Origin of the sequence: Tabrizicola sp., from assembly GCF_030373185.1 — a bacterium.
Classification (GTDB): domain Bacteria; phylum Pseudomonadota; class Alphaproteobacteria; order Rhodobacterales; family Rhodobacteraceae; genus Tabrizicola.
In genome coordinates this window covers 807,283-820,329 of sequence record NZ_JAUCZH010000001.1, presented here as the reverse complement: position 1 = coordinate 820,329, position 13,047 = coordinate 807,283, and the positions used below count along the sequence as shown (strand labels likewise).

The window sequence follows — 13,047 nt, the reverse complement described above, 5'->3', positions numbered from 1 at the left end:
ACGGACGGAGACCATTTGGCCTCCGTCCGAAGGATGGGCAGAACCGCCCATCCCGAGGGTTCGGATCACTTCACGCGGAACCAGTCCTGGACGTTCCAAAGTTCGGTGTCCCAGGTGTTCAGAACCGCACCGCCAAGGGTGTTCGAGGCAGCCGAAAGACGGCCACGGTCCACCAGCGGCACCACGACATAGCTGTCTTTCGTCAGCATCTCGTTCAGCTTGATCGCGATTGCGCTGCGTTCGCCCATATCGGCAGTCTTGGACAGTTCGTCCACCAGCGCGTCATAGGCCGGGTCGCAGAAGCGGTTGATGTTTTCACCCTGCCACTGGTTGTCCGGGCCGGGGATCTTGTCGCACTTGTATTGTGCCAGGTAGGGCTCCGGGTCGGTACCGTCGAAGTTGTTGGCGTACATTTCAACGTCCGAATAGAACTTCTGGAACGTGTCGGGCGAGCCGGCGTCACCGCCGAAGAAGACCGAAGCGTCGATGTTCTTCAGTTCCACATCCGCGCCAAGTTCCGTCCACCAATCCTTGATGACCGCCTGAAAGTCCTGACGAACCGGGTTGGTCGAGGTCTGGTAGACCAGCTTCAGCGGCATGCCATCCTTTTCACGGATACCGTCGCCATCGCTGTCGACCCAACCCGAGGATTCCAGCAGCGCTTTGGCGCCTTCCATGTCCTGCGTGATGCAGTCGGTGTTGGGCGAGGCGAACATATCCGGTGCCGGCACCAGGTTGCACGTCGCGCGGCCAGCGGCGCCATAGCCGATGTCCACCAGGATCTGCCGGTCGATCGCCATCGACAGCGCCTTGCGGACGTTGATGTCGGACAGGAACGGGTGCGGATGCTTGGTCGTCGACCGCTCACCTTCCGGCAGGTCCGGAGAGGGGTTGGTCATGTTCATCTCGATCCGCTCGACCAGCGTGCCGAATCCGTTCAAGAGAACGCCTTTGCCAGCGGCCGACATCTGCGCCTGCTGCTCGGGGTTGATCTGGGTGTTCCAGGCATAGTCAAACTCGCCTGTTTCCAGAACGGCGCGTGCAGCGGCACCGGCATCGCCGCCGCCCTTGACGGTCATGGTGGCGAAGGCAGGCTTTGCAGGGTCGCGGTAGTTCGGGTTCGCGGCCAGCGTCACCACGTCATTCACCTTGAAATCGGTGACGACGAAAGGCCCGGTGCCGACTGGCTTGAAGTTCTGGTCGGTGCAGGTTGAAGCCGCCGCGCCAAGGCAGTTGGCAAACTGCGCCGCTTGCAAGACCGGCGAGGTGCCGCCGACAAAGGCGGTGTAGGGGTTCGGCTTCGGGGCGTTGAAAGTGATGACGATTGTCAGATCGTCCGGCGTATCGATCGAGGCGATGCCTTCATAGCGCGCAGCCTGGGCGCAACCACCCTCGGGATGGGTGCAATAGTCATAGGTGAACTTCGCGTCAGCCGAGGTCACCGGTGTGCCGTCAGACCACAGAAGGCCCGGCTTCAGCTTCCAGGTGATCTGGGTCAGGTCTTCGGTGATCCCGCCGTTGTCCACGGTCGGCACCGATTCCGCCAAACGCGGGAAGACCACGCCCTTTTCATCAAAGCCCGCGAGGCCTTCGAGAATGAGCGAGGCCGTTTCCACGTCCTTGGTGCCGGAGGACAGGTAGGGGTTCAGGATCGACGGCGCCTGCCAGTAAAGCACGTTCACGTTGCCATCGGCACCGCGCTCGGCAAAGGCCGCGGGCGCAAAGGCCATCGCGGCGGCAGCGCCCAGAAGGGCGGTTGTCAGTTTCATCGAGTCTCTCCTTGTTGGTTACGCTCTGTTGCCTCTGGTGCGCCGGTTGATCCGGCGGCGGATGTATTGGTGTAAAGGTGGCAGGCGACCAGTCGCCCCGGCTCGACCTCGGCAAGGTCGGGCTTCACGGTCCGGCAGATGTCCATGACCTTGGGGCAACGGGTGCAGAAATTGCAGCCCTTTGGCGGGTTTGCGGGTGAAGGCACATCGCCCGACAGGATGATCCGGCGCCGCTTTGCGGCGATGGCCGGATCAGGTTCGTTCACCGCAGACAAAAGCGCCTCGGCGTAAGGGTGCAAGGGGCGGGCATATAGATCGTCGCGCGGCGAAAGCTCTGCGATCTTGCCCAGATACATCACCGCAACCCGGTCCGCGATATGGCGCACCATGGAAAGATCGTGGCTGATGAACAGATATGTCAGCCCCAGCTTTTCCTGCATGTCTTCCAGAAGATTCACCACCTGCGCCTGAATCGACACATCCAAGGCGGCGATAGGTTCGTCACAGACGATGAACTTGGGGTCCAGTGCAAGGGCGCGGGCAATGCCGATCCGCTGGCGCTGCCCGCCGGAAAATTCATGCGGGAACCGGTTGGCGAAACGGCGGTTCAGCCCGACGGCATCCATCAGCTCGTGGATCCTGTCCAGCTTTTTCGCCTCGGCCCAATCGGTATGTTCGTCCAGTGGCTCACCGATGATGCGCGACAGGGTCATGCGCGGGTTCAGGCTGGCTTGCGGATCCTGAAACACCATCTGCATGGTCGGGCGCTTCTTGCGCAGGGCCTCGGGCGACAGGCTGGCAACATCCTCGCCGTCGATGATCACCCGGCCCGCCGTGGGTTCATAAAGCCGCAACAGCGCCCGGCCAACGGTGGATTTTCCGCACCCGGATTCGCCGACCAGCCCGAGGGTTTCGCCGGCGTTGATGGTGAAGGACACCCCATCCACCGCCTTCACGTCGCCGGTATGGCGGCGCAACACGCCCGAATAGATCGGGAAATGCATCGTCAGGCCTTCGACCTGCACCAGCGGGCTTGCGGATTTCGGCACAGGGCGGGCGTCAAGCATGCACGGCCTCCTGTGCTGCGGGGGCTTGCCAGTGGCAGGCGACATCATGGCCACGCCCGACGGGTTGCCCGTCAACCGCCCGCCGAGCCGGGTTGGCGGCATCGCAGGCCGCATGCCGGTATTCGCAGCGCGCACGGAACGGGCAGGCGGACAGCGCCGCTGTCAGGATCGGCGGCTGGCCTTCGATCACCTTGAGCCGCGCCTCACGCACGCCGGTGATCTTTGGCACGGTCTGCAACAGCGCCCGGGTGTAGGGGTGCTGCGGATTGGCGAAAAGCTCGGCCACCGGGGCTTGTTCCACCACTTGCCCGCCATACATCACCAGCACTCGGTCCGCGATTCCGGCAATGACGCCAAGGTCATGCGTGATCCAGATGATCGCCATGCCCAGCTTCTGGCGAAGTTCCTTCACCAGTTCCAGGATCTGCGCCTGAATGGTGACGTCCAGCGCTGTCGTCGGCTCGTCCGCGATCAGCACATCGGGGTCACAGGCCAGCGCGATGGCAATCATCACCCGCTGCCGCATGCCGCCGGAAAACTGGTGCGGATAAGACTTCAGCCGGCTCTTGGCATCGGAAATGCCGACCAGTTCCAGAAGTTCCGCCGCCCGCACCGCAGCCTCGGCTTTTGACAGGCCCATGTGCTTGCGCAACGGTTCCATCACCTGATCGCCGATCGTGAACACCGGGTTCAGGCTGGTCATCGGGTCTTGAAACACGAAACCCACCTTCGCCCCGCGCACCTGGCGCAAGGCATCGGGGGTCATCTTCAGCAGATCCTCGCCATTCAGCAAGACCTCGCCCTTGCGGATATCCGCCGGGGGCGCGGGCAAAAGCCGGATCAGCGACATCATGGTGACCGACTTGCCAGAACCACTTTCCCCCACGACGCCCAAAAGTTCACCACGTTCAAGATGAAAGCTGACGTCATTGACGGCGTGAATCTCGCCTCCGCGGGTGCGGAATACGGTTTCTAGGCCCCTGACTTCAAGGACAGGCAAGGCCTGATCGGCCATCAAAGACTCCCCGCGTCGTTTCTTAGTTCTTGTTATTCTTGGGTCTTTTTGACCCTGCCAGCCAACGGTTGCCCGCAGTCAACGCAACTGTTTCCGATTTTCCAGACTCTATCAATCCCGATTTGCAGCCCGATTCCACAGCCATCCTCCGGCAGAATGACTGATCGGCCCGTCATTCTGCCAGATATTGACAGGGACAGGGCCGCCCGACAGTCTCGCTACAACATCTTGAAAGGTGCAAAGTGAAATCCCCGACACTGTTGACGTCACGTCAGATCCTTGACCGTCTGGTCAGTTTTCCGACAGTAAGCCGCGGGTCCAATCTGGACCTGATCGACTGGCTGGAAAGCTATCTTGGCGGCCACGATATCACCGCCCATCGCCACTGGAACGAAGACGGCACCAAAGCCGCGCTTTTCGCCCATGTCGGGCCATGGGAGCCGGGGGCGGTGGTGCTTTCGGGCCATTCTGATGTGGTCCCGGTCGATGGACAAAGCTGGACGACCGACCCCTGGACCGTGACCGAACGCGACGGCAGGCTTTATGGGCGCGGCACCTGTGACATGAAGGGCTATGTCGCCCTGGCCATCTGGGCGCTGGTTGAAGGTCAGCGTCGCGGCCTGACCACGCCCCTGCAACTTGCCCTCTCGTATGACGAGGAGGTCGGCTGCACTGGCGCCCCGCCGATGATCGCCGCGATGCAGGGCATCTTGCCGAAGGGCAGCGCGGTGATCGTGGGAGAGCCTTCCCGCATGGGGCTGATCACCGGCCACAAGGGCGGGACTGGGTACCATGTTCATGTGAAGGGGTATGAGGTCCACTCCTCGCTTCTGCCTCAGGGGGTCTCGGCCATCATGGAAGGAGCGCGGCTGATCCAGTGGGTCAACGACCAGAACGCAGTCCTCCAGGCGGGCGCCCCCGGCCCGGCCGCCGCCCAGTTCAACCCGCCCTTCACCACGCTTCACGTCGGCATGATCGAAGGCGGCACCGCGCATAACATCACCGCCGCCGATTGCCGCTTTGCGTTGGAGATGCGCGTCGTGCCGGGTGAGGAAATCACCGAATACGAAGCGCGTTTTGAGGCCGAAGCCGCCCGCCTTGACGCCGCGCTGAAGGCCGTCCGTCCCGAGGCTGGCGTCCAGCTTGACCAGTTCTTCGGGGTGCCGGCCCTTGTCCCTGAAATCGACGGCCCGGCTGAAGCGCTGGTTCGTCGCCTGACCGGTGCGAACACCACCGGCGTGGTCAGCTATGGGACCGAGGCCGGCCAGTTTCAGGAAGCAGGCTACTCCGCCGTGATCTGCGGTCCCGGTGACATAGCCCAAGCCCATCAGCCCGACGAGTTTCTTGAGGTGGCGGAATTCGAAGCCGGGCAGCGGTTCATGGAAACCTTGCTGGAGGCGCTGGCATGACATTCCCGATCCATGACGCCTCGCCGATCCGCTTTGCTGGCCCGCTTCCGGCCCGGTCAGATGTCGTCATCATCGGGGGTGGCGTGATCGGGGTCATGACAGCGTGGTTTTTACGCAAGAAAGGCCTGTCCGTCACCCTGTGCGAAAAGGGCCGGATCGCGGGCGAACAGTCGGGCCGCAACTGGGGCTGGGTGCGCCAGCAGGGCCGCGACCCGGGTGAATTGCCGATCATGGTTGAAAGCCTGTCGATCTGGAAACACCTTGCCGCCGAGTTTGGCGACGGGCTTGGGTTCAAGCAGACCGGGGTGCTTTACCTTGCCAAGACTGACCGGGAAATGCAGGGGTTTGCAGACTGGACCGAACATTCCCGCGCCCATCAGCTTGATACCCGGCTTCTGACCGGGGCCGAAACCATGACGATGCTGAAAGGTGCGGTCGCCCCGTGGAAGGGCGCGCTTTACACCGCATCGGATGGTCGGGCCGAGCCTTGGCTTGCCGTCCCGACCCTTGCCGCTGCCGCCGAAGAACGCGGTGTTGCGATCATGGAATCCTGTGCGGTGCGCGCGCTTGATATCGCCGCAGGCCGTGTCATCGGCGTCGTCACCGAACATGGCCGCATCGCGTGCGATCATGTGGTGCTTGCGGCGGGGGCGTGGTCGCGGCTGTTTCTTGCCCGCCATGGGGTGAAGATCCCGCAACTGTCCGTCCTTGCCTCGGTCGCGGCCACCGAACCGATGCCCGAGATCTTTCCCGGCAATGCCGCCGACGATGATTTTGCCTTTCGCCGCCGTGCCGATGGCGGCTATTCCATCGCGCCCGGCGGGTCTGAACATGACTTCTTTCTTGGCCCCGATGCCTTGCGCAGCATCCGCCCCTATCTGCCGATCCTGAAGAAAGACCTGCGCCACGCGCGCTTTCGCCCGATGGCGCCGAAAGGGTTTCCAGACGGTTGGCGCACCCCCCGGCGCTGGTCGGAAGACGAGGCGTCCCCCTTCGAGGCCACCCGCATCCTCAACCCCGCGCCGAACCTGAAGACGCTGGGAAAGGTGCAGGACGCTTTCGCGCGCGCCTTTCCCGGTCTTGGTCGGCCAAAGTTGAAAACCGCATGGGGCGGGATGATCGACACGCTGCCCGATGTGGTGCCGATCGTCGATCACGCGCCGATCCCCGGCCTGACCATCGCCACGGGGATGAGCGGGCATGGCTTTGGCATCGGTCCCGGCATGGGCCGGGTGCTGGCCGACCTTGTGACCGGCGGTGCGGTCGGCCACGACCTTTCACGGTTCCGCTTCAAACGCTTTAGTGATGGCACAAAGATCGCGCCTGGACCCAGCCTGTGATCCCTCTTGCCGATCCGGTCCCAAAAGCCCACCCTCAGGCGTAAAGGAGTCCCCCTCATGCCCCCGAAGAACCGTTTTGCCGAACTCTTGCCCGAAATCACCGCCTGGCGCCGCGATTTCCATGAGCATCCCGAACTTCTGTTCGACGTTCACCGCACCGCTGAAAAAGTGGCCGATCTCTGCCGCTCTTTCGGCTGCGATGAGGTGGTGACCGGCATTGGCCGCACCGGGGTAGTGGCTGTTATCAAAGGGAAATCGGATACAAGGGGCCGCACCATCGGCCTGCGCGCCGATATGGATGCGTTGCCGATCAAGGAACAGACCGGGGTGCCTTATGCCTCCAAGACACCGGGCAAGATGCACGCCTGCGGTCATGATGGGCATACCGCGATGCTTCTGGGGGCCGCGAAATACCTGGCCGAGACACGGAATTTCGACGGCACCGTCGTCTGTATCTTCCAGCCAGCCGAAGAAGGCGGCGGTGGCGGGCGTGAGATGGTTCAAGACGGGATGATAACCCGTTGGAATATTGATGAAGTTTACGGAATGCATAACATGCCCGGCATTCCTGTCGGCCATTTTGCCATTCGCCCCGGTGCGATGATGGCTGCCGCCGATCAGTTCGAGATCGTGGTGACGGGCAAGGGTGGCCACGCTGCGAAACCGCATGACTGTGTGGACACGACCGTGGTCGCCGCGCATATTGTTGTGGCATTACAAACGATTGCAAGCCGCAACGTAGACCCGTTGAAGCAGGTCGTGGTCAGCGTCTGCACGGTCGAGACCGATTCCACCGCGCATAACGTCATTCCTCAGGTCGTGAAGATGAAAGGCACTGTCCGCACGATGGATCCCGGGGTGCAGGATTATGTCGAAGCGCGCATCGGCCAGATCGTCGAAGGCACGGCACTTGCCTTGGGCGCGCGGGCGGATGTGCAATATAGCCGTGGCTATCCCGTTACGATAAACGCGCCGGAAAACACTGAATTTGCAGCAGAAGTCGCGATGGCAGTCTCTGGAAAGGTCGATACTGATACGGCACCCTTGATGGGGGCGGAAGACTTCAGCTTCATGCTGAACGAACGCCCCGGGGCCTATATCTTCCTTGGCAATGGCGATACGGCGATGGTCCATCACCCGGCATACAATTTTGACGATGCCGCCATCCCCTTCGGCTCCAGCTGGTATGCCGGCATGGCCGAGGCCCGTATGCCTGCGGCCTGAGGGCCAGAGAAAGACTGACGGCCAGAGAAAGACTGAGGGCCAGAGAAAGACGCCTGCAAGCGCGGCCGATGTTGACCCCATGGCCGCTGGGGTAGGCCTTCTTGCAGGCTTGCGGGACAGGCGGCTCTGCCCGATACTCGTCAGCGATTGAGGACCACGGGAACCGCATGGGACGCACCGGCCAGCTTGACGCGGCAAAGGCTCGGTCGGCGTGTGTCGAGCTTTTGGTCATCGAATTGATGAACCGTCTGCTTGATCCCGGCCCGGACGGTATCGATGCGGCGCTGGATGATGCCTTGGCCCGACTGGGGGCGGCGTGCGGGTTTGACCGCAGCTTCCTTTTCCGCATTCGGCCAGGCGGCACGCGATACAACAGCCATGAATGGGTGGCCCCGGGTGTGGCCGCGCTGAAAGACCGGATGCAGTCAGTCCAGCCTACAGACCATTCCACATGGCAGGCGGCGTTTCTGGCCGGCAAGGCCGTGGCTGTGGCCAGCCGTGCTGCATTGCCACCGGACATGCCCGAACGGCTGTTTCTGGAAAAGATCGGCGTCCATTCCTCGCTGATGCTGCCGTTGCGGGATGGTGACAGGCTGCTGGGGATCTTCGGCTTTGACAGCGAAAGCCCGGATCGCCCCCTGACGGAAGACGAGGTTTTCCTGCTTGGGTCGGTGGGTCGTGCTGTAGCCTCGGTCCTGCTGCGGACCGATGCGGCAAAGGCCGAAGCCGAGGCCCGCGGTCATCTAGAGGCCACCTTGCGGGCGCTTCCCGATCTGGTGATCGAAATCTGCCCGGATGGCCATATCGTTGCCTGTCACAGTGACAATCTGCCGTGGCTTTCCAGTCTGGTTCATGCCGGCATGGGGCGGCATGCCCGCGATATCCTGCCTGAACCTCTGGCGCGGACGCTGACGGAAATGATTGAGGATCCACCTGCCGCCGGTACCGCCCGCACCCGAAGGGTCGGTGTGTCTACACTTGTCGCACCGCATTGGTATGAGGTTTCGGTCGCGCCGCTTGGCCTCGACCCAGCCCAGGGTCAATCAGGGGCCGTCGCGGTGATCCGTGACATGTCCTCGTCGCAGACCACAAGCGAAATGGCATCTTACCGCGAAGGCCAGTTCACCGCCTTTTTCGAGATGTGTCCGCATCCGATCCTGCTCAATGACTTTGACACCGGGGAATTGCTGGACGGCAACCGTGCCTTCAAGCAGGTGTTCGGCATTGATCCGCAGCACTCGACGGGGCAGGGCGTGCGGCACATTCTGCCGACCGATGCCTTGTGGCTGATTGACCATGCCGTCGCTGCAATGAAAGCCACCGGAAGCTATGGCCCGGTCGAGGCCACCTTGCGCCGTGGGGATGGGCGCCGCTTTCCGGCGGTGTTGCGCGGGTTCATGAGCATTGATCCGAACGGACGGCGCATGGTCTGGGCCTTGATCGAGGATGTGACCGAGATCAGGGCCAAGGAAGCTGCCCTGCTGGCCGAACAAGCCGCGCTGGAGGCGACAAGAGCGCGCTTCGTTTCGGCAATCGAGGCGTTGGACGATGGATTTGCCATCTTTGACGCCGATGATCGGCTGGTCTTGTGGAACATGCCCTATGCCAGGGTTTTTGCCGGGATTGCCGACCTTCTGGTCGAGGGCGCGCTTTATGACGATCTTTTGCGCGCCGCGATCGAGCGTGGCATCTTCGGCGCCGAGGGCGAGCGCGATGAGGCCAGCCTCCGGCGGCGTCTTGACCGCCCGCTGACCGAGATCTGGGACGGCGAAGATGTCTTCGCCGACGGGCGCCTGATCTGGGTGCGCGAACGCTCGACCCCCGAGCGTGAGACCGTGGGGCTTTACGAAGATGTCACCGCGCGCCGACTTGCCGACCGCCGCTTGCAGCAAGTGGTTGAGGGCGGCGAGGTTGCGGTCTGGGATTGGGCGGCAGAGACCGGACTCAGCGCGATGAATGACCGCTGGCGGGCGATGCTGGGCCGCGAAGATGGCATGGCTGACCTGCCTGACTTGATGGCGTTGATGCACCACCACGATCTGCCCGTCGCCCATGATCTGCACCGGGCGCTGTTTCAGGGTGGGATCGACGATTTCGACCTGCTGTATCGGATACGGCATCAGAACGGGCATTGGGTCTGGCTCTTGTCGCGCGGTAAGGTGCTGTCCCGGCGGAGTGACGGCACGCCAAGGCGGATCTCGGGGGTGACGCTGGATGTTTCGGCCAGGACCGACGCCGAACAGCGCCTGACCCGGCTGATCGACGGCGCCCGCGTTGGCACATGGGAACATGATCTGCGCCAAGAGGTGACGCTGATCAACGACAGGTGGGCGGAAATCCTTGGCTATCGGGCGGTCGAGTTGAACCCGCTGCCGCTGGAGCGCTGGTTGGGCCTGATCCATCCCGATGACTTGCCCGCAATGCTGGAAGCAACCGCCCGGTCCTTTGCCGAGGGACAATGGACGGTCGAGTATGAAATGCGTCTGCGCCACCGGGAGGGACATTGGGTCTGGGTGCTGTCGCGTGGTCAGGTGACGGAATGGGATGCCGAGGGAAATCCGTTGCAAATCAGCGGGGTGCATCTTGACATCTCGGCCGCCAAGGCGCTGGAGGCGGCGTTGGCGCGCGAACGCGACACGCTGGCGCGGATCATGGAAACCTCGGTTTCCGGGATCGTTGCGGTGGATGGCGCTGGCCGGGTGGTCTTTGCCAATGCGGCGGCGGAAGCGGTTCTGGGCCGCCCTATTTTGCCCGGCGATGACCTGCCGCAAATTCTGGCGTCTGCCAGTGTCACCGATCTTGTCGGCGCCAGCGTGGCCCCCCCGGACTTTCCGGTGAACCGGGCGCTTGCGGGGCTGGCCGTTCAGCACGACCTGCGCCACGCGATCCTTTGGCCCAATGGCACCCGGCGCGTGCTGTCGATCAACGCGGCCCGGCTTTCCGCGCCGGGGACTGATCTTGCCGTGCTGTGTTCGCTGACCGACATCACCGACGCCGTCGAAAGCGAAGACCGCTTGCGTGCCGCCATGACAGCGGCCGAGGCGGCAAACCGGGCCAAATCGGATTTCCTTGCCGCCATCAGCCACGAAATGCGCACCCCCCTCAACGGGGTGCTTGGCATGGTTGAGGTCTTGAACGCCAGACTTGCCGACACCGACCAGCGCGTGATGCTGCGGATCATCCGCGAGTCTGGCGAGCATCTCTTGTCGGTCATCAACGACATTCTTGATCTGGCCAAGATCGAGGCCGGGCGTTTCTCGCTTGATCCCGGCCCCTTGGACCTGTGCGATATCGTTGACCGGATCGTGGCCCTGCACCGGGTTCGGGCCGAAGAAAAAGGCATCCGCCTGACCGCCGATTGCCACGGCAGCCACCAAGACGCCCAGCGTTTTGGCGATGAAAAGCGGTTGATCCAGATCCTGCACAACCTTGTCGGCAATGCGATCAAGTTTACCGATGCGGGCGAAGTTGTGGTGCGGGTCGATGCAACCTCGGCCACGCTGCTGGAGATCTCGGTGTCCGACACCGGCATTGGCATGTCCGAGGCCGATATCGCCCGTGTATTCGAGGATTTCACCCAAGGTCAGGGTGGTATTTCGCGGCGCTACGGTGGCACGGGGCTTGGTCTTGCCATCGTGCGGCGGCTGGCGCGGATGATGCGGGGCGATGTGTCGCTGATCGCCGCGCCGGGGCAGGGGCTGACGGCGCGGGTGACGCTTGCGATGCCCTTGAATGACGGCCCCGCGCAGCAAGCCAAGCCGCTGCCCAATGCCGAACTGCCGCCGATGACGGTGCTGGCGGCGGAAGACAACGCCACGAACCGGATCATCCTTGCCAGCCTGTTGCAGACGCTTGGGGTCAGCGTGGAAATCACCACCAGCGGCGATGAGGCGCTGGAGCGCTGGCAACCGGGACGCTTTGACGCGGTGCTTCTGGACATTGCCATGCCGGGCCGTGACGGAATCTCTACTCTTGCCGCCTTGCAGGCCAAGGCCGCGGCGCTTGGGGTGGCCCCGCCGCTGGCGGTGGCCGTCACGGCCAATGCGATGACCCATCAGGTTGACGACTACCTGTCACGGGGTTTTGCCTGCTGCGTTGCCAAGCCGCTGCGGCCGGAACGGCTGACCGAGGCGCTGCTGATCTGTCACGCCGGACTCAGGCCAGAATGATCTCGATGCCGGCCCGGTTCAGAAGGGTGGCCAGCGCCCCCTCGGGGATTACATCAGTCACAAACCGGTGGAAGGCGTCCGGGGCTGCGATCCGCACCGGGGCGGTTTGGTCGAACTTGGTCGCATCTGCGGCGATGGTTGCCACCTCGGCACAGTCAATGATGGCACGGCTGAACTCGGCCTCGCGCAGGTCGTTCAGCATGAAGCCGGTTCGCCCGTCCACCGCCACCGCCGACAGGATCGCATGACGCACCCGGAACTGGCGCACGAAGGCCAGGGCCTCGGCACCGAAAGCGCCGCCGTCATGGGGTCGCAACTCACCCCCCGCCATGAAGACCCGGTTGCCCCCACGCCCGGCCAATGTCTGCGCCACCGCCAGCGAATTCGTCACCACCAGAAGATCGCGGTGATCGCGCAAAGCCTGCGCCACAAAGGCCGTGGTCGACCCCACATCCAGAAACAGCGAGGCCCCGTGTTCGATCAACCCCGCAAGCCGCGCAGCAATCCGCCGCTTGGCATCAATGTTGACGCCCAGCCGCAGCGCAAAGCTGGGTTCGGCTCCCCAGTCGCGCAATTGTGCTCCGCCATGGACCCGGGTCAGACCGCCCATTGATTCCAGCCGTTTCAACGTCCGGCGCACGGTTTCCTCGCTGACGCCAAGGGTGACCGACAGATCCTTGATTCGGGCCGACCCCGATTGCATCAGCAGATCAAGGATTGCGCGTTCGCGTTCATTTTGCAGCATCTGACTGCCCAGGTTCGAGGGATAATGTGATGTTATGTCTTTTCACCTGCCTAATTCAACAAGAACCACTCAACACCACACAAATGATCACAAATCCCTTTGACAGACTGCCCCTTGGCGCCCACTCTTTTTTTTCAAGGACTGTTTGCGGGCAATCCCTCATCCGCAAGTTGACCTTCATTCTTGGTGCGCCAGTGGTCTGGACCCTCTGACGCATCCTTCGGGCGGGCCTGACCCCTTGGGTCCGCCCGTCCTGCACATTGAGAAGCCGCGCCCGTGTCACGATCACACCGCCCCATTGCTTGCAGG

General features: G+C 62.9%; 8 protein-coding genes. 4 read left to right on the top strand and 4 right to left on the bottom strand.

The genetic code is table 11. The features are described 5' to 3' along the window. Positions 1 to 65 precede the first annotated feature (65 nt). The 3 genes from QUV21_RS03915 to QUV21_RS03905 are packed head-to-tail and all read right to left on the bottom strand — an operon-like array spanning position 66 to position 3,851. Positions 66 to 1,769, bottom strand: coding sequence for a peptide ABC transporter substrate-binding protein (locus QUV21_RS03915; protein ID WP_300853247.1), 1,704 nt, complete (start codon positions 1,767 to 1,769; stop codon positions 66 to 68). Further along, positions 1,766 to 2,836, bottom strand: a complete 1,071-nt coding sequence (locus QUV21_RS03910) for an ABC transporter ATP-binding protein (protein WP_300853246.1) — start codon at positions 2,834 to 2,836, stop codon at positions 1,766 to 1,768. The genes QUV21_RS03915 and QUV21_RS03910 overlap by 4 nt, the downstream gene beginning before the upstream one ends. Then, the gene (locus tag QUV21_RS03905) at positions 2,829 to 3,851 is read right to left on the bottom strand and encodes an ABC transporter ATP-binding protein (protein ID WP_300853245.1); all 1,023 of its coding nucleotides are present in this window, start codon (positions 3,849 to 3,851) and stop codon (positions 2,829 to 2,831) included. The genes QUV21_RS03910 and QUV21_RS03905 overlap by 8 nt, the downstream gene beginning before the upstream one ends. A gap of 242 nt (positions 3,852 to 4,093) precedes the next feature. Here QUV21_RS03905 and argE point away from each other — a divergent pair, with 242 nt between their 5' ends. From argE to QUV21_RS03885, 4 genes are all read left to right on the top strand, one after another. Beyond that, a complete protein-coding gene (gene argE, locus QUV21_RS03900) occupies positions 4,094 to 5,260 on the top strand; it encodes an acetylornithine deacetylase (protein WP_300853244.1) in 1,167 nt (388 codons plus the stop codon). Beyond that, positions 5,257 to 6,600, top strand: a complete 1,344-nt coding sequence (locus QUV21_RS03895; RefSeq protein WP_300853243.1) for an FAD-binding oxidoreductase — start codon at positions 5,257 to 5,259, stop codon at positions 6,598 to 6,600. The genes argE and QUV21_RS03895 overlap by 4 nt, the downstream gene beginning before the upstream one ends. A gap of 57 nt (positions 6,601 to 6,657) precedes the next feature. Further along, entirely contained in the window at positions 6,658 to 7,824 is a 1,167-nt protein-coding gene (locus QUV21_RS03890; RefSeq protein ID WP_300853242.1) for a M20 aminoacylase family protein, read from the top strand. 167 nt (positions 7,825 to 7,991) lie between these two features. Next, positions 7,992 to 11,993, top strand: a complete 4,002-nt coding sequence (locus QUV21_RS03885; RefSeq protein ID WP_300853241.1) for a PAS domain-containing protein — start codon at positions 7,992 to 7,994, stop codon at positions 11,991 to 11,993. Here the strand turns inward: QUV21_RS03885 and QUV21_RS03880 are convergent. Next, entirely contained in the window at positions 11,980 to 12,738 is a 759-nt protein-coding gene (locus QUV21_RS03880; protein WP_300853240.1) for a DeoR/GlpR family DNA-binding transcription regulator, read from the bottom strand. The genes QUV21_RS03885 and QUV21_RS03880 overlap by 14 nt on opposite strands. Positions 12,739 to 13,047 lie beyond the last annotated feature (309 nt).

Coding starts and splice junctions, on each gene's coding strand:
- QUV21_RS03905 (WP_300853245.1), bottom strand. CDS start 3,851: ATGGCCGATCAGGCCTTGCCTGTCCTTGAAGTCAGGGGCCTAGAAACC.
- QUV21_RS03910 (WP_300853246.1), bottom strand. CDS start 2,836: ATGCTTGACGCCCGCCCTGTGCCGAAATCCGCAAGCCCGCTGGTGCAG.
- QUV21_RS03890 (WP_300853242.1), top strand. CDS start 6,658: ATGCCCCCGAAGAACCGTTTTGCCGAACTCTTGCCCGAAATCACCGCC.
- QUV21_RS03895 (WP_300853243.1), top strand. CDS start 5,257: ATGACATTCCCGATCCATGACGCCTCGCCGATCCGCTTTGCTGGCCCG.
- QUV21_RS03915 (WP_300853247.1), bottom strand. CDS start 1,769: ATGAAACTGACAACCGCCCTTCTGGGCGCTGCCGCCGCGATGGCCTTT.
- QUV21_RS03885 (WP_300853241.1), top strand. CDS start 7,992: ATGGGACGCACCGGCCAGCTTGACGCGGCAAAGGCTCGGTCGGCGTGT.
- QUV21_RS03880 (WP_300853240.1), bottom strand. CDS start 12,738: ATGCTGCAAAATGAACGCGAACGCGCAATCCTTGATCTGCTGATGCAA.